At 64.4% G+C, this 25,613-nt stretch carries 18 protein-coding genes; 14 read left to right on the top strand and 4 right to left on the bottom strand.

Going from position 1 to position 25,613, the window contains the following annotated elements; translation table 11 throughout:
- Positions 1-180: 180 nt before the first annotated feature.
- Positions 181-831 carry a hypothetical protein gene (locus tag ACCQ15_RS16595; RefSeq protein ID WP_011348460.1) on the bottom strand — a complete coding sequence of 217 codons (651 nt, stop codon included), beginning with the start codon at positions 829-831 and terminating at the stop codon, positions 181-183.
- A gap of 308 nt (positions 832-1,139) precedes the next feature.
- Complete coding sequence (locus ACCQ15_RS16590) at positions 1,140-3,566, bottom strand: penicillin-binding protein 1A (protein ID WP_029820184.1); 2,427 nt, start codon at positions 3,564-3,566, stop codon at positions 1,140-1,142.
- A gap of 213 nt (positions 3,567-3,779) precedes the next feature.
- Between ACCQ15_RS16590 and ACCQ15_RS16585 the strand changes: the two genes are divergently transcribed.
- The 14 genes from ACCQ15_RS16585 (at position 3,780) to fhuE (ending at position 23,457) form a co-directional block, all read left to right on the top strand.
- A complete protein-coding gene (locus ACCQ15_RS16585) occupies positions 3,780-4,838 on the top strand; it encodes a pilus assembly protein PilM (RefSeq protein ID WP_011348458.1) in 1,059 nt (352 codons plus the stop codon).
- Positions 4,838-5,620 (top strand): PilN domain-containing protein, encoded by a 783-nt coding sequence (locus ACCQ15_RS16580; protein WP_011348457.1) that lies wholly within the window; start codon positions 4,838-4,840, stop codon positions 5,618-5,620. Before ACCQ15_RS16585 ends, ACCQ15_RS16580 begins: the two co-directional genes overlap by 1 nt.
- Entirely contained in the window at positions 5,617-6,282 is a 666-nt protein-coding gene (locus tag ACCQ15_RS16575; RefSeq protein WP_008575845.1) for a type IV pilus inner membrane component PilO, read from the top strand. The genes ACCQ15_RS16580 and ACCQ15_RS16575 overlap by 4 nt, the downstream gene beginning before the upstream one ends.
- A complete protein-coding gene (locus ACCQ15_RS16570) occupies positions 6,279-6,812 on the top strand; it encodes a pilus assembly protein PilP (protein ID WP_007974439.1) in 534 nt (177 codons plus the stop codon). The genes ACCQ15_RS16575 and ACCQ15_RS16570 overlap by 4 nt, the downstream gene beginning before the upstream one ends.
- A gap of 19 nt (positions 6,813-6,831) precedes the next feature.
- A complete protein-coding gene (locus ACCQ15_RS16565) occupies positions 6,832-8,781 on the top strand; it encodes a type IV pilus secretin PilQ (RefSeq protein WP_372380808.1) in 1,950 nt (649 codons plus the stop codon).
- Between the two features lie 437 nt (positions 8,782-9,218).
- Positions 9,219-10,238 (top strand): AAA family ATPase, encoded by a 1,020-nt coding sequence (locus ACCQ15_RS16560; RefSeq protein WP_122272386.1) that lies wholly within the window; start codon positions 9,219-9,221, stop codon positions 10,236-10,238.
- A gap of 20 nt (positions 10,239-10,258) precedes the next feature.
- Positions 10,259-11,221, top strand: coding sequence for a DUF58 domain-containing protein (locus ACCQ15_RS16555; protein ID WP_122272387.1), 963 nt, complete (start codon positions 10,259-10,261; stop codon positions 11,219-11,221).
- Between the two features lie 2 nt (positions 11,222-11,223).
- Positions 11,224-11,685, top strand: a complete 462-nt coding sequence (locus ACCQ15_RS16550; protein WP_029820182.1) for a DUF4381 domain-containing protein — start codon at positions 11,224-11,226, stop codon at positions 11,683-11,685.
- Positions 11,682-12,698: a vWA domain-containing protein gene (locus ACCQ15_RS16545; protein WP_029820181.1), complete on the top strand. Its 1,017-nt coding sequence runs from the start codon at positions 11,682-11,684 to the stop codon at positions 12,696-12,698. The genes ACCQ15_RS16550 and ACCQ15_RS16545 overlap by 4 nt, the downstream gene beginning before the upstream one ends.
- Entirely contained in the window at positions 12,686-14,503 is a 1,818-nt protein-coding gene (locus tag ACCQ15_RS16540) for a VWA domain-containing protein (RefSeq protein WP_372380807.1), read from the top strand. Before ACCQ15_RS16545 ends, ACCQ15_RS16540 begins: the two co-directional genes overlap by 13 nt.
- Positions 14,500-16,248, top strand: a complete 1,749-nt coding sequence (locus tag ACCQ15_RS16535) for a BatD family protein (RefSeq protein WP_033479017.1) — start codon at positions 14,500-14,502, stop codon at positions 16,246-16,248. The genes ACCQ15_RS16540 and ACCQ15_RS16535 overlap by 4 nt, the downstream gene beginning before the upstream one ends.
- Positions 16,249-17,074: 826 nt before the next feature.
- Positions 17,075-18,355, top strand: coding sequence for a dicarboxylate/amino acid:cation symporter (locus ACCQ15_RS16530; RefSeq protein WP_029820178.1), 1,281 nt, complete (start codon positions 17,075-17,077; stop codon positions 18,353-18,355).
- 205 nt (positions 18,356-18,560) lie between these two features.
- Positions 18,561-20,561: a transketolase gene (gene tkt / locus ACCQ15_RS16525; RefSeq protein ID WP_029820177.1), complete on the top strand. Its 2,001-nt coding sequence runs from the start codon at positions 18,561-18,563 to the stop codon at positions 20,559-20,561.
- A 712-nt stretch (positions 20,562-21,273) separates the two neighbouring features.
- Entirely contained in the window at positions 21,274-23,457 is a 2,184-nt protein-coding gene (gene fhuE / locus ACCQ15_RS16520; RefSeq protein ID WP_008575865.1) for a ferric-rhodotorulic acid/ferric-coprogen receptor FhuE, read from the top strand.
- A 467-nt stretch (positions 23,458-23,924) separates the two neighbouring features.
- On the opposite strand, the gene ACCQ15_RS16515 is transcribed toward fhuE, so the two are convergent.
- Both ACCQ15_RS16515 and ACCQ15_RS16510 read right to left on the bottom strand, forming a co-directional pair.
- Positions 23,925-24,644, bottom strand: coding sequence for a M23 family metallopeptidase (locus ACCQ15_RS16515; protein WP_122272392.1), 720 nt, complete (start codon positions 24,642-24,644; stop codon positions 23,925-23,927).
- A 2-nt stretch (positions 24,645-24,646) separates the two neighbouring features.
- Entirely contained in the window at positions 24,647-25,576 is a 930-nt protein-coding gene (locus tag ACCQ15_RS16510) for a L,D-transpeptidase family protein (protein ID WP_014090947.1), read from the bottom strand.
- Positions 25,577-25,613: the final 37 nt, after the last annotated feature.

Below are 25,613 nucleotides of genomic sequence, written 5' to 3'. Positions count from 1 at the left end.
GCGGCAGTCGCCTTCCAGCACAGCGTGCTGCTGTCGTGGCGATTGGCAGCGTCGTGTTGCACGACGGTTCGTCCGGCTGGCTAGGCCCGAATAAACGACCGCTGCGTAGCGGCGTCGTGACGCCGGTTAAAGAAGCACAGAGCTCGCCCGCGTAGTCAGGTTCCGCGTCATATGGCCGACTCAGCGCAGCAGCGGTGAGCCGGTGGAACCGTCGCCGTCTGTCAACAACTGTCGCACCTGCGCGGCCGACGCACGCTGCATCGGCTTTTCGTCCAGCTGCGACAGCGGCGCCTGCCGCAGCGCGTCGTAGGGCAGCACGGTGAGATCGAAGGTGAGGTCTTCGGCGCTGAACAGCCACACCGGAAACTCGCCGTTGCGCTCGCGATCCAGGCGCAGCCGGCGCGTGCGCGACTCGGCCGGAATGCGGTGTTCTTCCAGAAACCGCTGCACGGCATCGGCATCGTCGCTGTGCAACTGCAGGTGCACCGGTGCATTGGCGTCGGCGGTGCCGTCCAGCACCGGGCCGGTCAGCCGTGGCTGGAAGGGGCTGAGAAACTCAAGCGCCCGCAACGCGGCTTCGCGACGTTGGCGCAGACGCGCACCGTGCGCAGGTCCGGCGAACAGGCGTTGGTACTCGCGCAACGCATCTTCGATCTCGCGATTGCGTGGCAGCGACGCATCGTCATGAATGCCGAGCCGGCTGGCAGCCTTGAGCTTGGCTTGATGGAAATCACGGATGCCGCCTTCGGCCATCAGGCGTGCGGCTTCGTGCGCCAGACGATGGCGACGTTCCCGGGTTCGTGTATCGGCGTGCGCGCGTGCGTGATGCATGACCGGGCTCCCCTAATGAACCTGATCTGGACTCTACAACAGCTGCATGAAGACATGGCGAATGCGTCATGTCATTGCAAAGGAACGATCACGCAGCGGTGACCGGGCGATGGTCCAGGTGCGGGTATGCACGGGCAAGGCGCAAGGCGCGTGCGATATCCGTGGCGGGCAGGTGAGCGCTGCGCCGACCCGGCAACGATGCCGCCAGCGATCCATCAGGTCGGCAATGGCTGGCGCTTATCCAACGGGGGCCAACAAATTGGGGAACCGAACAGCCACGCCGCTTTCGATTCCCCAATCCCGATTCCTCAGAAAATGTCGAACGCCTTTTCGTCCTGCTGTTCCTGCAGGCCGTAGTCGTAATCCTGCAGGCGGTCCAGATCTTCGTTCTTGACCCATTCGACGGCGCCATTGATGGTGGCCTGGGTCATGCCATCGGGCGGATCGTTGGCGGCGATCGGCTTGTCCTTGAGCGCTACGCGCATGTAGTCGATCCAGATCGGCAGCGCCGCCTTGCCGCCGTATTCGCGATAGCCGAGCGAGCGGAAGTCGTCGCGGCCCACCCATACGGTGGTGACGTAGGGGCCGCCAAAGCCGGAGAACCACGCGTCGCGGTGCTCGTTGGTGGAGCCGGTCTTGCCGCCCACGTCCTCGCGGCCGAGGACCTTGGCCGCGGTGCCGGTGCCGCGCTGGACCACGTCGCGCATCATCGACACCAGCTGGTAGGCGGTGCGCTCGTCGATCGCGCGCGGCGCGATCTTGGTCTGCGCGGTTGCCGCAGGGGCGGTCTGCGCCTGCGTCGGCGTGGCCGTGGCCGGCGCGGCAGGCGGTGTCTCCGGTGCCTGCGCGCCGAAGTTGAAGCCATCGACGACCTGGCTCACGGGCGCCACATTGCCGCCTTGCAGGGCGCAGGTGCGGCAGGCTACGGCCGGCACCTCCTTGAAGATGACATTGCCCTCGCGGTCTTTGACCTCATCCACGATCCAGGTGTCCACCCGTGAGCCGCCATTGGCGAACACCGCATAGCCGCGTGCCACAGACAGCGGCGTCAGCGAAGCGGTGCCCAGCGACATCGACAGGTTTGGCGGCAATTCGGCCTCCTGGAAACCGAATTGACTGATGTATTTGCGTGCGAAATCGACGCTGATGGCGTCCAGCAGGCGCACCGACACCAGGTTGCGCGACTGCACCAGCGCTTCGCGCAGGCGCATCGGCCCGCGGAAGCCGCCTCCATCGTTCTGCGGCGACCAGGTCTTGCCGCGCCGGTCGCGGAACACCACCGGCGCGTCCAGCACGATCGAGGCCGGGTTGAAGCCCTTTTCGAATGCGGCTGCGTAGACGAACGGCTTGAAGCTCGACCCTGGCTGGCGGCGTGCCTGGGTGGCGCGGTTGAACTTGTTCCCCGCAAAGCTGAAGCCGCCTACCAGGGCACGCAGGGCGCCGCTATTGGCGTCCAGCGAAACCAATGCCGCCTGGCCGCGCGGCAACTGGTCGATGATCCACTCGCCGTCCTTTTCGCCGGCGCGAATGCGGGTCAGGTCGCCGCGGGTCAGCAGCTTGGCCGGGGTCTTGCCGGTCCAGCGGCTGGCACTGGCGGGCAGGGTCAGTTCGGTCTTGTCGCTCAGCACGACCGTGACCCCGCCATCGGGATTGGTGCGCGCCACGATCACCGCACGCAGTCCGCCCTGGGTGAACGCGCCTGCCAGGTGCTTGGCCAGTGCAGGCGCGTCCGCATCGGCGGGCACGTCGAAGTGCTGCTCTACGCCATGCCAGCCATGGCGATGATCGTAGACCCGCAAGCCGTCGGCGACTGCCACATCCGCACCGGTCTGCAGGGTCGCATCGATGGTCGTGGTGACGTGATAGCCCTTGTTGAGCACATCGCCGCCGTACTTGGCGATCATTTCCTGACGCACCAGCTCGGCCACGTAAGGGGCGTACACCTCCACCGGCGGCTCATGCGGCTTGGCGTGCATCGGCACGGCCTTGGCGGCGTCGGCTTCGGCCTGGCTGACAAAGCCCAGGTCGGCCATGCGCTGCAGCACGTAATAGTCGCGACGCTCCTGCGCACGCTCAGGGTTGCTGATCGGGTTGCCACTGGACGGGAACTTGGGGATGCCGGCCAGCGAGGCCATCTCGTCCAGGCTCAATTCGCTCATCTTCTTGCCGTAGTAATACTCGGCAGCGGCCCCGACGCCGTAGGCGCGGTTGCCGAAGAAACTCTTGTTGAGATACAGCTCGAAGATCTCGTCCTTGCTCAGCTCACTTTCGATCTTGCGCGCCAGCAGGATCTCCGCCAGCTTGCGGGTGTAGCTGTACTCCGAACTCAGGAAGAACTGCCGCGCCACCTGCTGGGTGATGGTCGAACCACCCGGCACGCGCTTGGCATCGGTGGTTGTCAGCAGCCACACCGCGCGGGCAATGCCCTTGTAGTCCACGCCGCCGTGCTCGTAGAAGCGCGCGTCCTCGGTGGCCAGGAAGGCCTGCTTCAGGCGCAGCGGCACGTCCTTCATCTGGACGGGATAACGCCGGGTCTCGCCATAAACGGCCATGAGGCGGCCATCGCTGGAATAGACGTACATCGGCTCCTGCAGCTCGACCTGCTTGAGCGATTGAACGTCTGGCAACTTCGAGGAAATGGCGTAATACAGGCCGCCGGCAGCAATAGCGCCAAGCAGTGCGAGCACGACGATCGTGGCCAGGATCCAGCCCAGCCAACGGCGAATACGGGGCATGTAAGAGAGATTCCGATTGCAGATTTCTTGGTCACAGAGTATAGATGACGCCGAGTTTGGCTGGGGCCGAACTCTGGGGATCGCAGAAGACAGCACTGGGGTCACGGTCGCGGGGTCATTGCCTTGCGCGTGAAGGGCTTGTCAACTGTTAAAATTTGATTATTAATACGAGGGCGCACGTGCGTCCAAGTGCCCGTCGGCAGGGGAGTTACCGTGGGGCTTTTACCCAAGAGTCAGTCGCCACTGATTGGTGTCGACATTAGTTCTACTGCCGTGAAGCTCTTGCAGCTATCGCGCAGCGGGAACCGTTTTCGCGTGGAACATTACGCGGTGGAACCATTGCCGCCGAATGCGGTCGTGGAAAAGAACATCGTCGAAGTGGAGGCGGTGGGCGAAGCCATTCGCCGCGCCATCAACCGTTCCGGCAGCAAGGCCAAAAACGCGGCCGCTGCTGTCGCCGGGTCGGCGGTGATCACCAAGTTGATCCCGATGCCGGCCGATCTGGACGATAGCGACCTGGAAGCCCAGGTCGAACTGGAAGCCACCAATTACATTCCGTACCCGATCGAGGAAGTCAATCTCGATTTCGAGGTGCTGGGCCCGATGCCCAACAGCCCGGACATGGTGCAGGTGCTGCTGGCCGCCTCGCGTTCGGAGAATGTGGAACTGCGCCAGTCGGCGCTGGAACTCGGCGGTTTGACCGCCAAGGTCATGGACGTGGAGGCCTTCGCGGTCGAAAACGCCTTCGCGCTGGTTGCCAGCGAATTGCCGGTGGCCGCCGACGCGGTGGTGGCGCTGGTGGATATCGGCGCCACCATGACCACGCTGAGCGTGCTGCGCTCCGGTCGCAGTCTGTATAGCCGCGAGCAGGTGTTCGGCGGCAAGCAGCTCACCGACGAAGTGATGCGCCGTTACGGGCTGACCTATGAAGAGGCTGGCCTTGCCAAGCGTCAGGGTGGCCTGCCGGAAAGTTACGAGGTCGAGGTGCTGGAGCCGTTCAAGGAAGCCACTGTGCAGCAGATCAGCCGTCTGCTGCAGTTCTTCTATGCGGGCAGTGAGTTCAACCGCGTCGACTGCATCGTGCTGGCCGGCGGTTGCGCCGCGCTGGCGCGCCTGCCGGAGATGGTGGAAGAGCAGCTCGGCGTGACCACGGTCGTTGCAAATCCGCTTGCCCAGATGACGCTTGGCCCGAAGGTTCAGGCCCATGCGCTGGCGCTGGATGCGCCTGCATTGATGATCGCCACCGGCCTGGCCCTGAGGAGCTTCGACTGATGGCAAGAATCAATCTATTGCCCTGGCGCGCGGAGCGCCGAAAGGCACGCGAGCGCGAGTTCTATTCGATGCTGGGCTTCGCCGCATTGGGCGGCGTGCTGTTGTCGGCGTTGATCTGGTTCTACTACGACGCGCAGATCAGCGGCCAGACCGAGCGCAATGCGTTTCTGACCACCGAGATCGACAAGGTCAAGGCGCAGAACGAAGAGATCAAGGAACTCGACAAGAAGAAGGACCGCCTGCTTGCCCGCAAGAAGGTGATCGAGGAACTGCAAGCCAACCGCTCGCAGATGGTGCACCTGTTCGATTCGCTGGTGCGCACCATTCCCGATGGCGTGGCCCTGACCAACATCAAGCAGGATGGCGACATCCTCACGCTGGAAGGTCGCTCGCAATCGAATGCGCGGGTCAGTGCATACATGCGCAACCTGGAAAGCTCGGGCTGGATGACCAATCCGGACCTGTCGATCATCGAGGCCAAGAGTCAGGACAAGGCCGGTCAACCTGCCGCGTCGTCGATGGACACCAAGACGCTGCCGTACGTGTTCACGCTCAAGGTCAAGCTGGCCAACCCGAACGAGGCTGACAAGAACGGCACCGCGCCGGGCGCAGCGGATCCGGCTGCGCCGGGCACCGCAGCACCGGGTGCTGCGCCTGCCGGTGCGACGCCTGCTGCTCCGGCAGCGGCGCCTGCGCCCGCAACGCCGCCGGCCGCTGCTCCTGCACCGACGCAGGCAGCACCGGCGCCAGCCAATCGGCCGCAGGAGGGGGCGGCGTCATGAGTAAGAAATCATTCAAGCTCAGCGATCTGGATTTCAACAACATCGGCGGTTGGCCGCAGCAGGCGCGCATCGTGTTCTGCGTGGTGGTCGGCTTGTTCATCATGGTGCTGGCCTGGTTCCTGTTGATCAGCAGCAAGCGCGATGAACTGGAAGGCCTGGAAAGCACCGAATCCCAGCTGCGCACCGAGTTCGAGACCCAACAGGGCCGCGCGGTGAACCTGGAGCCGCTCAAGCAGCAGCTCGCGCAGATGGAACAAGTGCTGCAGCAGATGCTGCGTCAGCTGCCCAGCAAGACCGAAATGCCGGATTTGATCATCGACATTTCGCAGACCGCGTTGTCCAGCGGCCTGTCCAACGAGCTGTTCCAGCCTGGTCCGGAATCGCCGAAGGAGTTTTACGCCGAAAAGCCGATCGCTCTGCGCATGGTGGGCAGCTACCACCAGTTTGGTGCCTTCGTCAGCGGTGTGGCCTCGCTGCCGCGCGTGGTGATCCTGACCATGCACGACATCAACCTCAAGCCCAAGGACCCCAAGGCCGGCATCGGCCCGCGCGGTGCGCTGGAGCTGTCCGGAACGGTCAAGACCTATCGTTATCTGGACGACGAGGAAATGGCCGAGCAGGAAAAGGCTGCGGCCAACGCTGCGAAGAAGGGCGGCCAATGACCATGAAATTGCTCAAGATTCTGTCCTGTGTGGCGTTAATTGCAGTATTGCCGGCGTGCACGCGCGGTGTGACCAGCACACCGGGCGATGCGCCGAATCTGGAAGCCTGGGTTGCCGAGGTGCGCGCGCGTCCTGCGCCGCCGCTGGAGCCATTGCCGGTGATGCAGCAGTTCGAGACCTTCGAATATGCAGCGCAGGCGATGCGCGACCCGTTCAGCGATGCCTGGGTCAGCGCGGAAGGTGGCAACGGCACGCGTCCGGATCCGAACCGGCGCAAGGAACCGTTGGAAGCCTTTCCGCTCGACGCCCTCGACATGGTGGGGACCATTGGCGGCGGTTCGGGCCTGATCGCATTGGTGATGGCGCCTGACAAGGTGACCTACCGGGTGCGGCCGGGTGTGTATCTGGGACAGAGCGATGGCCGGGTGACCGGGGTCTACGAAGACCGCATCGAGCTGATTGAACTTGTGCCGGACGGTGCGGGTGGATGGCTTGAACGGCCGGCCGCACTCGCATTGGATGATCAATAAAGTGATAGGGGATAGCACGATGACGTTTTCCAATGCCCAGCGGCTGCGTCCGGTACGACGCCACGCGATCTTCCAGGCCTGCGCGTTGGGGTTCGCGCTGGCGCTGGCGAGCTGCAGCGCGTTCGCCGCCGCGGCGCTGACTCAGCCCGCGCAGGATCCGGCCAAGGTCGCTCCGGCGAGCCTGGCGGTGTCCAAAATCGATTTCAAGCGCGGCGAAGACGGCGCTGGCCGTCTGATCCTGCAGTTCGACGGCCAGGGCGCCAGCCCGGACCTGCGGACGCAAGGCGACAACGTGCTGGTGGACATCAGCAATGCCAAGCTACCCGCCGAGCTGCAACGCCCGCTCAATGTCACCGACTTCGCCACGCCGGTGCAGCGCGTTGAAGTGAAGCCGTCCGGCTCCGGTTCGCAGCTGGTGCTGTCGACCAAGGGTGCCTTCGACTCGCTGGCCTACCAGACCGGCAACGAATACGTGGTGGAAATCACCCCGCGCAAGGGCCAGCCGGCGGTTGGCGGTGTGAGCCCGGCGGCGGTCACGCAGGCTGCCGCGCAGATCGCTGCGCGCGGCTACAGCGGCCGCCCGGTGACGTTCAATTTCCAGGACGTGCCGGTGCGCACCGTGCTGCAGCTGATCGCCGAGGAGTCCAACCTCAATATCGTCGCTTCCGACACCGTGCAGGGCAACGTCACGCTGCGCCTGATGAACGTGCCGTGGGACCAGGCGCTGGACATCGTGCTGCGTGCCAAGGGCCTGGACAAGCGCCGCGATGGTGGCGTGGTGTGGGTCGCCCCGCAACCGGAGCTGGCCAAGTTCGAGCAGGACAAGGAAGACGCCCGCATCGCGATCGAGAACCGCGAGGACTTGATCACCGATTATGTGCAGATCAATTACCACAACGCTGCGGTGATCTTCAAAGCGCTGACGGAGGCCAAGGGGATTGGTGGCGGTGGTGGCGGCCAGGGCGGCCAGGGCGGACAAGGTGGTGCGGGGCAGCAGGACAATGGTTTCCTTTCGCCACGTGGTCGGTTGGTTGCCGATGAACGCACCAACACATTGATGATCAGCGATATTCCGAAGAAGGTCGCGCAAATGCGCGAGCTGATTTCGCATATTGACCGCCCAGTGGATCAGGTGCTGATCGAGAGCCGGATTGTCATTGCGACGGATACTTTTGCGCGTGATTTGGGCGCGCGGTTCGGCATCACTGGCGCAACCGGACGTGGGATTTTGAGCGGGGCGCTGGAGAGTAACGTCAACTTCCAGAACACTTCAGCGCAACGAGCTAATGAAATCGCTAATACTGGTACCAGTACAACGCTGGCTTCGCATTTGTTCCCTTCGGGGTTGAATGTCGATTTGGGGGCTAGTGGCTTTACCAATAGCAGAGCGGCCGGCTTGGCGTATACCTTGCTTGGATCCAATTTCAACCTCGACATTGAGCTATCGGCAATGCAAGAGGAAGGGCGAGGTGAGGTCGTCTCAAATCCGCGGATCGTGACGGCCAATCAGCGTGAGGGTGTCATCAAGCAAGGTCGGGAGATTGGGTATGTGACAATCAGTGGTGGTGGTGCGGCAGGTTCCGCCGCGCAGGCGAATGTGCAGTTCAAGGAAGTTCTACTTGAATTGAAGGTTACGCCCACCATCACGAATGACAATCGCGTCTTCTTGAATATGAATGTCAAGAAGGACGAGGTGGCTCGATTCATTATTTTGGAAGGCTACGGAACAGTTCCCGAGATTAATCGCCGGGAGGTCAATACTGCTGTGCTAGTAGGCGACGGTGAGACAGTAGTCATTGGTGGTGTCTATGAATTTACCGATCGCGAAAGCGTCTCCAAAGTTCCGTTCCTTGGAGATATTCCGTTCCTGGGAAATCTCTTCAAGAAGCGCGGACGCAGCAAGGAGAAGGCCGAGCTCCTGGTGTTTGTAACTCCTAAGGTTCTTCGCGTGGCCAGCGCGAATCCGTAATTGAAACTTTTACCGGAAAAGGCCGCGAAAGCGGCCTTTCTCGTATGGATTGCAAATGAGGGGAGTCGCTAGCAGGGTTGGCCGCGTCTGATATATGCCAACCCAGGCGTGGCCAGTGTGGCGGCCTGGAGCGTGTCGTGAGGGTGATCGTATCGACGTGCAGGGGTACACAAGGGGCCGCGGCGGCTTGGCAGTCGATGCAGTGCAATAGGTGAGATTTAGGCTGCGCAGAAGTAGGCATTGTCTGCGCCGGCGCCGATGGTGCTCTAATCCAGTGCGGTTCAAATTTGTTTAATGCGAAGCGAGGGGTGCCTTCGGAAAGAACGAATTTTCCCAACCAACTGATCTTTGTGATCCAGAGCAAATGTTGGGCCTTGACTGAACCTGGCCCCATCGCCGAGTGAACCAATCGCGTTCGAATCAGTCACACTGGACCTATGAACGCACCGCCACTGCTCCCCCCCGAAGCCGTTGCCGCGCCCGCCGAGGACCGGCTGCACCGTCAATTCACCTCGCTGCGCGAATCGCTTGCGCAGCGCATCGTTGGCCAGGCAGCGCTCGTGGAGCGGCTGTTGATTGCCTTGCTGGCCGATGGCCATCTGCTCGTCGAGGGCGCGCCCGGGTTGGCCAAGACCACCGCGATCCGTGCGCTGGCTTCGAGGCTGGAAGCGGATTTTGCACGGGTGCAGTTCACCCCGGACCTGCTGCCTGCCGATCTGACCGGTACCGAAATCTGGCGGCCGCAGGACAGCCGGTTCGAGTTCATGCCCGGGCCGATCTTCCACCCGATCCTGCTGGCCGACGAAATCAACCGCGCACCAGCCAAGGTGCAATCTGCGCTGCTGGAAGCGATGGGCGAGCGGCAGGTGACGGTCGGCCGGCATACCTATGCGCTGCCGCAGTTGTTCCTGGTGATGGCGACGCAGAATCCGATCGAGCAGGAGGGCACGTTCCCGCTGCCCGAAGCGCAGTTGGATCGCTTCCTGATGCATGTGCGCATCGGCTATCCCCAGGCCGACGCCGAGGCGGAAATCCTGCGCCTGGCACGCGAGTCCGCCCGCGACACGCTGGAAAAGCACGAGACCGTACCCGACAAGATTCCATTGGAAGATGTCTTCGCCGCGCGCCGTGTGGTGCTTGACGTGCATCTGGCACCGCAGCTGGAACGCTATCTGATCGAAATCGTGCTGGCCTCGCGCGATGCCAAGCGTTACGACCCGGCATTGGCACGGAGGATCGCCTGGGGCGCCAGCCCGCGTGGCTCGATCGCACTGGAACGGTGCGCGCGCGCAAGGGCGTGGCTGGCCGGGCGCGACTACGTGACGCCGGACGATATCCGCGCCGTTGCCCCGGACGTACTGCGGCATCGCGTCCTACCCAGCTACGAGGCCACCGCCGAGGGTTGGGACGGCGAACGCCTGATCGCTGCACTGCTCGAAAAGATTCCGCTGCCCTGATCGGGCAGCGTCGCTGAGGTATGCCGCACTCTCGCCAGACACCGATGTCTTCGATGCCGTTCTCGTCCCCTGAAGCCGCCACCTCGCCAGTCGCTGGCGATGGAGTGCGCCCAGCGCTTGCAGAACTGATTGCGCTGCGCGGTACTGCAATCCATCGCGGTCAACCGGGACGTGGCCGGCACGGGGTGGTGGGGCCGGTGCCGGCCGCCACGCGCGGGCGCGGCATGGAATATGCCGAGTCGCGTGAGTACGTGGCTGGCGATGATGCGCGGCATATCGATTGGCGCGTGACCGCGCGAACCGGGCGAGCGCACACCAAATTGTTTCAGGCTGAGCGCGAGCGTTTGAGCCTGATCGTGGCCGATACCTCGCCTGCGCTCTTCTTCGGTACGCGCGTGCGCTACAAATCGGTGCAGGCCGCACGCGCCGGCGCGGTCGCCGCATGGCTGGCGCAGCGCCAGGGCGATCGCATTGCAGCCTTGCGCGGCACCGCGAGCGAGGCGCCGATTGCGCCGCGGTCCGGTCAGCGTGGTGTGCTGCCGGTGTTGGATGCCTTGGCGCGTTGGTATGCCCAGCCGCCGTCCGGCGATGCGGGGCTGGAGGTGGCGCTGGATCATGCGGCGCGCCTGTTGCGCCCCGGCGCGCGCCTGACCGTGCTGGCCGATGCGCGCAGCGCCGGCTCGATTTCTGCCACGCGCTGGTCGGGTTTGGCCTTGCATCACGAGGTGGTGGTGATCGTGCTGGTCGATCCGCTGGAACTGGCGCCACCGGCACGTGCAGTCACCTTCGACGTGCGTGGCGAGCGCATCGCGATCGATCTGTCGACCCAGGCCGGACGTGCACGCTGGCAGGCCGAATTCGTCGCGCCGCTGGAGCATTTGGGATCGCTCCTGCAGGCACGCGGCGTGCGCTTGCATCGCCTGTCCACCGACGATGCCAGCGATGCGTGGTTGGGCGGCAGCCCTGCCGCGCGGAGTCGCTGACGATGTCCCCGCAGTCGCTGCCGCTGCGTGATGTGCACCTGCCGCCGTCGCCGTCGTGGTGGCCGCTGGCACCGGGCTGGTGGCTGGTGATCGCGGTTGTCGTGCTGGTGGTGGGGAGCGCATGGGTCTGGTGGTGGCGCCGGCGTCAGTGCCAGCGCCGCTGGCTGGCTGCGTTCGATGCGGAACTAGCGCGCGCCACGACGCCTGCGCAGCGCTTGGCGGCCGTGTCGGTGTTGCTGCGACGTGCGGCGCGGCGCGTCGACCCGCAGGCCGACCGCTTGCAGGGCGAGGCGTGGTTGCAGTTTCTGGATGGGCGCAAGCGCAAGGACCAGGTGTTTTCGCAGGGGCCGGGCCGGGCTGTACTGGAAGGCGGCTTTCAGCGCGCACCCACCATCAGCGATCTGCCTGCGGTAGAAGCGTTGGCGCGGCAGCGCTTTGTGGCGTTGATGCGGGGCCGGCGATGAACTGGTTGCAGTGGTCGCAATGGCAGGATGCGTTGGCGCACTGCGCCTGGCCGTGGGCGTGGTGGCTGATGCCCTTGCCGTTGCTGATGTGGTTCTGGCCCCAACGCCGCGCCGATGCGGCCGCACTCCGCGTGCCATATGCGGAGCAGTTGCAGGCGGTGGCGCAGGCCAAAAGCGCGCCGGTGCTGCGGATGCCGCGTTGGCTGGCGTGGCTGGCTTGGTTTTTGTTGTGTGCTGCGCTGGCACGTCCGCAGCAATTGGGCGAGGTGATTCAACCACCGCGCGAGGCGCGCCAGATGATGTTGGCGGTGGATCTTTCGGGCAGCATGAGCGAGCCCGACATGGTGCTTGGTGGCAAGGTGGTAGACCGGCTCACCGCCGCCAAGGCCGTGCTGTCGGACTTTCTGGATCGGCGCGACGGCGACCGCGTCGGTCTGCTGGTATTCGGCCAACGCGCGTATGCGCTGACACCGTTGACCGCGGATCTGACCTCCGTGCGCGATCAGTTAAGCGACAGCGTGGTGGGCTTGGCCGGGCGCGAAACCGCGATTGGCGATGCGATCGCCTTGTCGGTCAAGCGCCTGCGCGAACAGAAGCAGGGCCAGCGCGTGGTGGTGTTGCTCACCGATGGCGTCAACACCGCCGGCGTACTCAATCCCCTGAAGGCCGCGGAACTGGCCAAGGCCGAAGGCGTGCGCGTGCACACCATTGCCTTTGGCGGCAGTGGCGGCTATTCCTTGTTCGGGGTGCCGATTCCGGCCGGCGGCAACGACGACATCGACGAAGACGGGCTGCGCAAGATCGCCCAGCAGACCGGCGGGCGCTTCTTCCGCGCCCGCGATACTGAGGAGCTTGCCGGCATCTATGCCGAGCTGGATCGGCTGGAACCGGTCAAGGGACTGGGGCCTTCGGTGCAGCCGCGCGTCGAGCGTTACTACTGGCCATTGGGCGCGGCAATCGTCGTTGCCCTGTTGGCCTATCTGCTGCCGCGGAGGTGGCAATGGACGCGCTGACCGAGCTGGCGGGGTGGCTGCAGTCGTTACATCTGTTGCGCCCGACGCTGTTGTGGGCGCTGTTGGCGATCGTACCGGCGGCTGCGCTGTGGCACTGGCGTCGCCGCGATGCCGACGTCTGGCGGCAAAGCGTGGATGCGCATCTGTTGCCGAAGCTGTTGGTCTCCGGCGGTCGGCGCGGATGGCTGGGATTCGTGCTGGCTGCGCTGACCTATGCGTTGGCCGTGCTTGCGATGAGCGGGCCGAGCTGGCGGCAGACCGAGCGTCCGGTGTTTCAATCGAGCATGCCGCTGGTAGTGGTGCTGGATCTGTCGTCCAGTGCCAACGCAACCGACCTGCCGCCTTCGCGCCTGCTGCAGGCGCGCGCCAAGCTGGCGACGCTGCTGCGCAAACGTGCCGGTGGCGAGGTGGCATTGCTGGTGTATGCAGGCGAGAGCTTTACGGTTGCGCCATTGACCGAAGACAGTGCCAACGTGGCCTTGTTTCTGGATGCGCTGTCGCCGTCGGTCATGCCGGTCGATGGCAAGCGTGCCGACCGGGCGATCGATGCGGCCGCGCAGTTGTTGCAGCAGGCCGGCTTCAAGCAAGGCGAGATCCTGCTTGTCAGCGATAGCGCAGATCGCTCCGCCGAAAGTTCGGCGCGGATGGCGCGTTCGCGCGGCTTCAGTGTCTCTGCGCTCGGTGTGGGCGGCGAGCGCGGTGCGGCGTATCGCACGGCCAGCGGTGAAATTGCGCAGGCCAAGCTCGACGAGGGCAGTCTGCGCACCCTGGCCGCGCAGGGGGGCGGGCGCTATGCGCGCATTGCGCCGGACGATGCAGACCTGCGGGCGTTGGGCGTGCTCGATCCATCGCAACAGCCGTTGGCCGATGAAACCGCCGAGTCCGATGGCGGCAAGAGCTGGCTCGACGAAGGCTATTGGCTGGTGCTGCCGGTGATGCTGCTGTCCCTGCTGGCGTTTCGTCGCCGCGCGGTGGTGGCCGTGCTGGCGATGGTGTGCGTGCTGCCGCTGGCGCAGCCCGCGCACGCGGCCGATGGCACCTTGTGGCAGCGTGCCGATCAGGTGCAACAACAGCGCCTGGATGCCGGGGTGCAGGCGTATCGCAAGGGCGATTTCGCAGCGGCGCAGAAGGCCTTCGAAGCGGTACCGACCGATGAGGGGCTGTACAACCTCGGTAACGCGCTGGCGCGACAAGGCCAGTACGACGCGGCGATCGCGGCCTACGACCGTGCGCTCAAGCAACATCCGAATCAGCAGGACGCCATCGCCAATCGCGCGGCGGTCGATGCGGCGCGCAAGCGCCAGCAGCAGAACAATAAGGATGGCGAGGGGCAGTCCAAGGACCAGAAGCCATCCGGCCAGGATGGGAAGGGGCAACAGCAGGCGGGCCAGAATCAGCAGGACAAGCAATCCGGCCAGGATGGGCAGAATCAGCACGACAGCAAGAACCAACCCTCTGAGGCGCAGCCGCCACAGGACGGCAGGCCACAAGATGCGCAGGCCAAGAACGGGCAGGGCGAGCAACGCAAGCAGGACACGCCGCCGCAATCTGCCGATGCCAAGGCGCAGCAGCAGGCCGATGAGGCACAGCGTCGCAAGATGCAGCAGGCCATGGCGCAGGCGGGCAACAAGCAGGCCGATGCCAGCGGCAAGCAGGAGGCCGCCGTCGCCGGCGAGACGCCGGAACAACGCGAGCAACGTCAGGCGGTGGACGCATGGCTGCGGCGGGTGCCGGACGATCCGGGCAGCCTGCTGCGTACCAAATTCAGGCTGGAATACGAACGCAGGCAACGGGACGGACGATGATCGGCAGACAGCATTTACGTCGCGCGGCAATCGGCATGCTGGCCAGCGTGGCACTGTTGGCGTGCGCGCCTGTGGGTGCGGTCACGCGCGCGTGGCTGGATCGCGACAGCGTCAATGTCGGCGATGTGGCGATGTTGAATATCGAAACCGACCAACGCGGCGTCGACCCGGATTACACGCCGCTGCGCAGCGATTTTTCGCTGGGCGCCAAGAGCGCCAATCAGCAGATGCAGGTGACCAATGGGTCGGTGACGGTGCGTGCCTTGTTCGGCGTGGTACTGACGCCACGCAGGAGCGGCGAACTCATCGTGCCGGCGATACGCGTGGGCAATGAACGCACCGAACCGCTGCGCCTGCAGGTGGTTGGCGCGGCGAACGATCCCGCGAGCAGCTCCGGCAACGCTGCCGGCGCGCCGAGTGCGGCGCAGGGCAATGAAGAAGCCTTCGTCCAAACCCAGGTGGACGACCCGCAACCCTACGTGCAGCAAAGCGTGGGCGTGGTGGTGCGGTTGTACTTCGCCACCCAACTGGCATCGGGCGAATTGGATCTTGAGGCACCCGATGGGGCATCGATGCAGCGCGTCGGCGACGACGTCAGCTCGGTCAAGGTCGTCAATGGACGCCAATACAATGTGGTGGAGCGGCGCTACCTGCTGGTGCCCGAGCGCAGCGGTCGCCTGCTACTGCCGCCGGCACGTTTCAACGGGCGTTCGGTAGGCGGGTTTTTCGACGATTACTTCGGGCGCGGCAACGGTGAGTTGAGTGCGCGCAGTGCGAGCATTCCGCTGCAGGTGCGCGCGCAACCGGCCAATGCGCCGCAGCCGTGGCTGCCGTTGCGCAGCCTGCAGTTGCGCTACACGACCACGCCTCAGCGGGCGAGAGCCGGTGAGGCGGCCCAATTCGTGGTGGAAGCCAGTGCGCGCGGCGCGACCCAGGCGCAGTTTCCCGAATTGCCCACGCCCAGCGTGCCCGACGCGCAGGTATTCGCCGAGCCGCCGCAATTCGAGGAACGCTTTGTGGACGGCTCGCCGCAACTGCGACTGACCCGGCGCTATTCGATCGTGCCCAACCGCGCCGGTCCGTTGGTGGTGCCCGGGCTGCAGATGGCATGGTGGGATGTGGGGGCAGGCGCAGCCAAGACCGCGTCACTGCCCGACCTGACGCTCGATGTGGCGGCAGGTAGCGGTGCGTTTGCGACGCCTGCGCCGGCATCGGCGCCGAATCCGGCACCCGATCAATCGGCGCCGACACCCGATCGCACGCTCACCCTGCAAGCACCATCTCCCGCGCGAGCGCCGTGGGGATGGATCGCGGCGGCGATCGGATTTGCGCTTTTGTGGATCGCCACGCTGGTGTGGGCGTTATTGCGTCGGCGCGGTGCTCCGCGCGGTGCATCAGGCGGCAATGAGGGCAACGGCAGCGACGTGCCAGCCCAGGGCAGACGTGCGACCCACGGCGTTGCCGAGTTGCGCCGCGCGCTCGACACCGGCGGCATGGACGAGGTGGCGGCGGTGCTCTGCGGCATGGCCGGCGTTGCCGATATCGATGCAGTGATGGCGGCATTGGCCGACCCGGCGCAGCGTGCAGCCGTGGCGCGCATGCAGCGGGCACGCTGGGGCGGCGACGGCGATGTGACCGGCGCGCGCGCTGCCTTGCGTGAAGCGTTCGCCAAGGGGCCGCGCTGGCGGCATGCAAGTGCGGCCGAACCGGAGGTGCTGGCGCCGCTGTATCCGCCTGCGCCTTGACTGACGGGTTGCTTTGGTGGCGTCCTGGAACGACTGACATATTGGCCGCGCAGTTGCAGCCGGTGTGACGAAGGGTCTGCAACAACGGTACTTCGATTGCTGGTGGGGGATCTGCACACCTAACAGTGGCTCGTTAGATTTTGTTGGCCGCCATTACTTGCTCTGAGCGGCGACATTGCCTTCCAGCGCGGATAACGCGTCGATTTTGGATGCGCGTGATCTGCAAACTATGGGGCACAGAGCAAGGAGCGTTGGCGCTGGGTTTAGCCGCAGTGCCTTTGCCCGCCCACCCTCGCCGGACACGCTGCAAGTACGTCCTTGTAAGCTCGGTGGCGGCATCCATGGCGCCAAGGGTCCCGCGACGGTGGGCAAGGACCGGTCAAGTTGGTCGGTGTGCAGAGTTTTCAACAAGCGATCAGCGCTGTCGACACGGCGTATTCGCTCTTCAACGAAACCACCAGCCAACTGTCTAGTGTGGTGTCCTTGCCGATTGCGGGACCGTTGGCGGCATGGACGCTGCCATCGAGCCCCCAGGGATGGGTTTACGGCGTGTCCCGCGAGCGGCGAGGGCAGGCATCGCGCACTCGACAGGCGGGCTCTCGCTTTCAGCCATCTGATTTCATCTGAACGCCGCGACGGCTCGAAATGCCGGCCGTCCTGCTTTGCGCCTAAACAGCAACTCCTACAGCCAACTGCAAAACGCCTGCCTCACCCGACAGCGAGAAGCTCGCCTACCCGCACCAGGCATATAGCAGCACCCGGGTAGGTGGCCGCATCCATGGCGTTTGTTAAGCTCCGGTCTTTGTGTCCACCAAGGCCTGACCAGATGACAGCATCCCCAGCCACGCGCCGCCCGGGCCTGCCCCTGCATTGGAAGATGGGAATTGGCTTTGCCGTTGGCCTGTTGTTGGGCCTGGCTGTCTATTACCTGGCCGGCAGCGACGCTGAGTGGGTGCGCCTGGCGACCAAGTACGTCACCACGCCGTTTTCGCAGGTCTTCCTCAATCTTATCTTCATGCTGATCGTGCCGCTGCTGTTCTCGGCGCTGGTCATGGGCATTTCCGAAATGGGCGACATCCGCGCGCTCGGGCGGGTGGGGTGGCGCACCCTGGGCTATACCGTGGTGCTGTCCGGTGTGGCGGTGTTGCTGGGGCTGGTGCTGGTCAACGTGCTCAAGCCCGGTGCGGGCGTGGACCCGCAACTGGCCAGTCAGCTGATCCAGGAAAATGCCGAGCGCACCCGCGAGATCATTTCCAGCTCCGGCACGCAGCCGCAGGGCATGGACATGCTGCTGTCGATCGTGCCCAGCAACGTGATTGCCGCCGCGTCGAGCAATGGCGCGATTCTGTCGCTGATGTTTTTTGCGGTGATGTTCGGCGTGGGCATGGTGCTGACCGAAGACGAAAAGGTCGCCACCTTGCGGCGCGGCATCGAGGGGGTCTTCGAGATTTCGATGACATTGATCGGGCTGGTGATCCGCCTGGCGCCGTATGCGGTGGCGTGTTTCATGTTCAACCTGGCCGCGCTGTTCGGCTTCGATCTGCTGATTCGTCTGGGCGCCTACGTGGGCGTGGTGGTGTTGGCGCTGGGCCTGCACATGGTGGTCAGTTACGGCATTGCGGTGAAATTCGCCGGACGCTCGCCGCTGGGCTTTTTCCGCCAGACCCAGGAAGCGACGGTGATGGCGTTCTCGACCGCGTCCAGCAACGCAACCCTGCCGACGGCGCTACGCGTGGCCGACGAGATGGGCCTGCCGCCGCGCGTGTCGCGTTTCGTGCTGACCGTGGGCGCCACCGCCAACCAGAACGGCACCGCACTCTTCGAAGGCGTCACGGTGATCTTCCTGGCGCAGTTCTTCAACGTGGACCTGAGCCTGGGCCAGCAGTTCATGGTGATGCTGGTCTGCATCCTGGGCGGGATCGGCACGGCCGGCGTGCCGTCCGGCTCGCTGCCGGTGGTGGCGCTGATCTGCGCGATGGTCGGGGTCAACCCGGTGGGTATCGGCATGATCCTGGGCGTCAACCACTTCCTGGACATGTGCCGCACGGCGCTGAACGTGACCGGGGATCTGGCGCTGACGACCTTGGTGGCCAAGGGCGAAGAGTAGGGATTTGGGAGTCAGGATTGGGGATTCGCTAAAGCGGGCTGTTGCGATCGTGTGGTGCCATCGGGCCTTCCTGGATGAAGGTCAGGTCGCCCGTGCCTTCGCCAATCCCGATTCTCCAATCACCAATCCCGGCCCCCTAACGCTGTGTATGGGAGAATAGGGGCCTCCGCTTCCAGCGGTGTTCCCTCCGCTTCCATAGACGCCCATGACCCAGCCCACCCGCCGCCAGCTGGCCAACGCCATCCGTTTTCTTGCCGCAGACGCGGTCGAAGCCGCCAAGTCCGGTCATCCCGGCATGCCGATGGGCATGGCCGATATCGCCGAAGTGCTGTGGAACGACTTCTACCGGCACAACCCGAACAACCCTCAGTGGTTCAACCGCGACCGTTTCGTGCTCTCCAACGGCCACGGTTCGATGCTGCAGTACGCGCTATTGCACCTGTCCGGTTACGACCTGCCGATCGAGCAGCTCAAGCAGTTCCGCCAGCTGCACAGCAAGACCGCCGGCCACCCCGAGCGCAGCGAAACTCCCGGCGTGGAAACCACCACAGGTCCGCTCGGCCAGGGCTTCGCCAATGCGGTCGGTTTCGCGTTGGCCGAGAAGTTGCTGGCGCAGCGCTACAACCGCCCGGAGCTGGAAATCGTCGATCACCGCACCTGGGTGTTCATGGGCGACGGCTGCCTGATGGAGGGCATTTCGCACGAAGCCGCATCGCTGGCCGGTACCTGGGGCCTGGGCAAGCTGGTGGCGTTCTGGGACAACAACCAGATTTCCATCGACGGCAATACGGCCGGCTGGTTCAGCGACGACACCCCGGCGCGTTTCGAGGCCTATGGCTGGCACGTGATCCGCGATGTGGACGGGCATGACGCCGACAAGATCAAGGCCGCCATCGAGGCGGCGCTGGAAAACACCGACAAGCCCACGCTGATCTGCTGCCGTACCAAGATCGGCTTCGGTGCGCCGACCAAGGCCGGCAAGGAATCCTCGCATGGCGCGCCGCTGGGCAAGGACGAACTGGAAGGCGCACGCAAGGCGTTGGAATGGCCGTACGGCCCGTTCGAAATTCCCGAAGAGATCTACGCCGGCTGGCGTGCCGGCGGTACCGGTACCTTGCGTCAGGCCGAATGGGAACAGCTGTTCGACAAGTATGCCAAGCAGTACGCCAGCGAAGCCGACGAGCTGACCCGTCGCTCGCACGGCGAGTTGCCGGCCGACTTCATCGCCAAGGCCGATGCCTACATCGCCAAGGCGCAGGAAGAGGGCCAGACCATTGCCTCGCGCAAGGCTTCGCAGCTGGCGATCGAAGCGTTTGCGCCGCTGCTGCCGGAGTTGATCGGTGGTTCGGCCGACCTGGCGCATTCCAACCTGACCTTGTGGAAGGCCAGCAAGTCGGTCGCCACCGACGACCCGGATGCCAACTACGTGTACTACGGCGTGCGCGAGTTCGGCATGACCGCCATTGCCAACGGTCTGGCGCTGCATGGCGGGTTCATTCCCTTCGACGCCACCTTCCTGGTGTTCAGCGACTACGCACGCAACGGCGTGCGCATGAGCGCGTTGAACCCGGCGCATGCGATTCATGTGTACACGCATGACTCGATCGGCCTGGGCGAGGACGGCCCGACCCATCAGCCGGTGGAACACCTGGCCTCGCTGCGCTACATCCCCAACAACGATGTGTGGCGCCCGGGCGATGCGGTGGAATCGGCAGTGAGCTGGAAGGCGGCCATTACCCGCAAGGACGGCCCGAGCTGCCTGATCTTCAGCCGTCAGAACCTGCAGCATCAGCCGCGCAGCGCCGAGCAGATCAAGTTGATCGAACGCGGTGGTTACGTGCTGGCCGATGCCCAAGGCGGTACGCCGGACGTGATCCTGATCGCCACCGGCTCGGAAGTGGGCCTGGCGGTGGAAGCCAAGCAGACGCTGGATGCGGCCGGCCTCAAGACGCGCGTGGTGTCGATGCCGTCGACCGATGTGTTCGACCGCCAGGATGCGGCCTATCGCGAGTCGGTGTTGCCGAATGCCGTGCGCAAGCGCGTGGCGGTGGAAGCGGGCGTGACCGGCTTCTGGCGCAAGTACGTCGGCCTGGATGGCGATGTCGTCGGCATGGATACCTTCGGCGCCTCGGCACCGGCCGATCAGCTGTATGCGTACTTCAAGATCACTGCCGAGCACGTGGTGGCCGCAGCGAAGGCGCTGTAGCGCGCTGATATGAGTCACAAAGACGCCGGCGAAAGCCGGCGTTTTTGTTTGTGGCGGATGTCCCAACGCGCTGCGTTTCGCGCACTCGCGGTGCGATGTCTCCATTTCGAGTGCTGCGTGGCCGGCGGAGGGGGGCGCCCGCATCTCTGGCAACGCCGCATGTCGCGAGAATTTGCGCAATTCGATGCGAGCGCTTCCTGCAGCGGTGGATCGGAGCGCCGCAGTCTTAGGGACGATCGCCATCGCAACAGTACGCAAACCCGCGGCATGCATCATTGCGGCAACCGTGGCGGCCGACGGGTTGCCAGATGCATGTGTAACCGCAATGGCTGCGCGGGAGGGCCTGCACAGGGTGGCGCCAACGCGCGAGGCCATGCCCGCCACGTATGACGGCTGATGGCAGAAGCGGGACAGCTGCGGCCCGTGGACCTGGCGCCGGCGAGCCGATGCGTACGCGGCGGCTCTTGCACGCCATGGTCTCCCACGCGTGATATCGCGACCCGGCAGGGCGTGGAGCCAGGGAGCCAGGGAGCCAGCGTTCGCCTTGTGGCGGTCGATACCAACGAGGTGCTACGCGGGCTATTTAAAATGTGAATCATTCCCATTAAAATGATGCGCTGCCGATGGTATGGCGCACCGTTCCTCCCCCTTGTTGCCGGCGCTGCGCCTATGCGGTGCGTACGGCCCGATCCGCCTGCGTTGGAGTCACCCGATGATCCGTAGTACCGAAATGCGTCTTATTTCTGTGGGCGCACGCCGCCACGCCCTGCCCCGCGCACTGTTCGCTGCGCTTTGTACGCTGGCCGCCGGCCAGGTCTTGGCAGAAGCGCCCACCGCCGATGCCGAGGTCACCACACTGGACCGGATGACCGTGCAGGGTGAGCAGGCCAAGGGCTATACGGTGGAGAAAACCTCTGCCGGGACGCGGATGAACCTGGCGCTGCGCGAGATTCCGCAGTCGGTCACCGTGATCACCCGCGAGCGCATGGACGACCAGAACCTGCAGAGCATCACCGACGTGCTCAACAACGTCACCGGTATCTCGGCTTCGCAGAATGACAGCGAACGGTTGGACTTCTATGCACGCGGCTTCTATATCGATAACTACCAATTCGATGGCATCCCGGCCTACATGGAGCAGGCGTGGAGCTACGGCGATTCGGCACTGGACGTAGCGCTGTACGACCGGGTGGAAGTGGTGCGCGGCGCAACCGGTTTATTGACCGGCTCGGGTAATCCGTCGGCCTCGATCAATCTGGTACGCAAGCATGCGCTCAGCCGCGACTTCACCGGCACCGTGTCGGTGGGCGGGGGAGACTTCAACAAGACCCGCAGCGTGGCCGATCTCACCGTGCCGCTGAGTCCCGAAGGCACCGTGCGCGCACGCGTAGTGGGCGTGTATCAGGACGGCGAATCGGACATGGATCGCTACAGCCTGCGCAAGAAGATCGGCTCGGCCATCATCGATGCCGACCTCACCGACAGCACGCTGTTGAGCGTGGGCTATGAGTACCAGAAAAAGGAATCGGACGATGTCACCTGGGGCGGCTTCCCGCTGTTCTACAGCGATGGCACGCGTACCGACTACAAGCGCTCGTTCAATCCGGCGGCCGACTGGACGTTCTGGGACACGCGCCTGCAGCGCACCTTCGCCAGCCTGCAACAGAGCTTCGACAACGGCTGGACCCTCAAGGCCAATGTGAGCCACGAAAACACCGAAGCGACGAACCACCTGTTCTATCCGTTCTACACCATCTTCGGCTTCGACCGCACCACCGGCGGTGGGGTGGTGCCGTATTCGGGCAACTACCAGACCGAGCGCAAGGCCGACGGCGCCGACGTGTATGCCCAGGGCCCGTTCCAGCTGTTCGGCCGCGAACATCAACTGGTCGCCGGCGCCAGCTACAACCGGCGCGAGTACGTCAATAACGGTACCTTCGACTTCCCCGCACCCCTGGACAGCTACCTGGGCTGGAATGGCGCGTACCCGGAGCCCAACTGGAGCCCGCGCACGGTGCAGAGCGATGGCACCATCAAGCAGAAGGCCGCCTACGTGGCCGCACGCTTTTCGCTGGCCGATCCACTGACGTTGCTGGTGGGCGCGCGCTATACCGATTGGCAGATTGACGGCCGTAACGCCGATGCGACGCAGGGGCTGGTGCCGTTCTCCGACACCCAGACCGAAGTCACTCCGTACGCCGGGCTGGTGTACGACATCGACGATGTCTGGTCGACCTATGTCAGCTACACCGAGATCTTCAACCCGCAGACCTTGCGCGATGCCAATGGCGGCTACCTGGATCCGTTGAGCGGCAAGGGCTACGAAGCCGGCGTCAAGGCGGCCTGGTTCGACGACCAGCTCAATGCCTCGCTGGCCCTGTTCCGCATCGAGCAGGACAATCTGGGTGTGGCGACGAGCACGCTGGTGCCGGGCAGCAGCGATTTTGCTTACGTCGCTGCCAATGGTGTGGTCAGCGAAGGCTTCGATTTCGAACTCTCCGGCCGCCTGACTCAGGGCTGGAACGCGACCTTGGGCGCCTCGCATTACACCGCACGCGACGACAGCGGTGCCTCGATCAACACGCAACTGCCGCGCACCACCATCAAGCTGTTCAGTAGCTACACCCCGCAGGGCGCGTGGAGCGACCTGACCGTGGGCGGTGGCGTCAACTGGCAGAACCGTTCGTACTATGTGGACCCGGTGTATGGCACTTTCCAGCAGAGCCCGTACGCAGTGGTCAGCGCGTTTGCGCGCTATCGCCTGTCGCCGCAGTTTTCGGTGCAGCTCAATATCGACAACCTGCTCGACAAGCGTTACTACGCGCAGTTCAACAATGGCTATGGTGCGTGGGGCGCCTCGCGCAACGGCATGCTGACCTTCAACTACACGTTCTGATCTGAAGCGACATCGGGCGTCTGCAACGCTCGCTGCGATTGCGCCATGGCACGGGCATCTTGCGAAAGATGCTTGTGCTTTTTGGTGTTCCGAGTTTCAGCAGATTGCAGGGAATTGCACTGCCGAACAGGGCCTCTGTCAGCCGCGCTGATTGCGCGATCAGCGCGCGCGGTGGATCGAGATCGGTTGTCGTGAGGCAACGTGTCGCGTCATCGAGTCAACGGGCATGCACTAGACATCAGCGCCCCACGTGCGCTGCGAAGTCCGCAATGCAAGGGTTCGCTGTGGATGACTGCCGATCGGCGTAGCGCGCTGCGCCGATCTACCTGCTGCTTATTGCAAAAGCGGCTGCAGATACGGTGCCATGACCTCTGCCAACCAGTCGATGAAGGCGCGCAGGCGTTGCGGCAGATGGCGGCGCTATGCGAAAAACGCAGGCCGTAGCGAGACACACTTGGGCGACCATCTCACTGCAGGGGCTGGTCCCCGTGCAACACCGGATAGGGATTGAGCGCCTCGCCCTTCCACCATTGTTTTTCCGGCCCCAACCGATGGATCTCGAAGTGCAGATGCGGTGCGGCAGGATTGGCGTTGCCAGTGCTGCCGACATAGCCGATGACCTGGCCGCGCTTGATCGATTGTTTCTCCGCTAGGCCGTCGGCATAGCGCTCCAGGTGCGCGTAGTAATAGCAGTATTTGCCGCCAGGCTCGAACTGGTAAATCGTCAGGCCGCCTCGCTCGCTGGTGAACAGTTTCTCCACCGTGCCGTCGGCAACTGCCACAACCGGTGTGCCGGTAGGAGCGAGGATGTCGATGGCATCGTGCACGCGGCCTTCGCTGCGCGCATCGGTGAAGGTGTCCTGCAACTGGCTGGCGCCGATGCCCTGTACCGGAATCAGCAAGTCGCTGCCCGGTGCCGCAGCAGCAGGCGGCTGCGCTGGCGTTGTTGCGGCAGGCATGTCGGCGGGCGCCGGATCGGACAGTGGTGCTGAGGCAGCCATCGGTGCCGCCGTGGCGGCCGCTGCAGGGGCTGCCATCGGCGCAGCACTCGCTGAGCTGCGATCTGTTGCGACGGGTGCAGCGCTGGATGACGGTTCTACTTTCGCTTCCGGTGCGGTGCGTTCCAGCCACCAATAGCCGGCCGCGCCCAGCACGACGCCCACCACCAAGGTCATCAGCAGTTTCATGTCTATTCCTGCATCACCACCGGCACCGACGGGCCGACCACGCTGGCGAGGTTGACCACGTCCCAGTTGGTCAGACGCACACAGCCATGCGATTCGGTCTTGCCGACATGGCCTGGCTCGGGCGTGCCATGCAAGCCGTAATGCGGTTTGGACAGATCGATCCAGACGCGGCCGACCGGATTGTTTGGGCCCGCTGGCAAGGTGGCTTTCTGATCGCCCTTTTTCGAGTCCCAGAACAGTTTGGGGTTGTACTTGAACACCGGGTCGCGCGAGATGCCGAGAATTTTCCAACGGCCGATGGGCAGCGGGTCGTGCTTGCTGCCGGAAGATACCGGGAATTGCGCATAGACCTTGCCGTCGGCGTCCAATAGCCGCAGCGTCGAATCGGACTTATCCACCACCAGCTTGGCTGGCTTGGCCAGGGGCGGCACCCCGTCGATGTTGGGTACCTGAATCACGCTGCCGGCCTTGCTCAGATCCACGCCAGGATTGAGTTGGGCCAGCAGCGCGGGGTCTGCGTGGAAACGTTCGCCCAGCGCTTCGTCGACGGAGGCATAGCCAAGCGCAGTCAGCTTGGCCTGCTCGGCAGGCCCTTTGGGAATGGGTTGGAACGGGCCGGCGACATCGGCGTCGGTAAGCGTGTACTGCACCAGGGCCGGTGTGGTGTCGGCCTGCAGGGCTTGCCAGGTCGCGTCATCCAGCTCGCCTGTGGCCTTGATGTTGTGGGCGGCCTGGAACCCTGACACTGCGCGCTTTTGATTGGAACCGCGCTCGCCGTCGATCTGGCCCGGCGAAAAATGCGCGCGATCCAGCAACACCTGCGCGTGCAGGTCCGAGCGCGCACCGGTAGGAACAACCTTGGCCGCGGGAGCTGCGGCCGATGCAGGCGCAGCGGCAGGCGCGGGCTGTTGCGCCTGCGCCAGCGCAGACAAGGAAGTACCCAATGCAAGGGCAAGCAAGCAGGCGCGA

The organism is Xanthomonas sp. NCPPB 1754 (assembly GCF_041475725.2).
Classification (GTDB): Bacteria; Pseudomonadota; Gammaproteobacteria; order Xanthomonadales; family Xanthomonadaceae; genus Xanthomonas; species Xanthomonas euvesicatoria.
The sequence above is the reverse complement of the archived record's forward strand: the minus strand, read 5'-3'. Positions and strand labels throughout refer to the sequence as shown.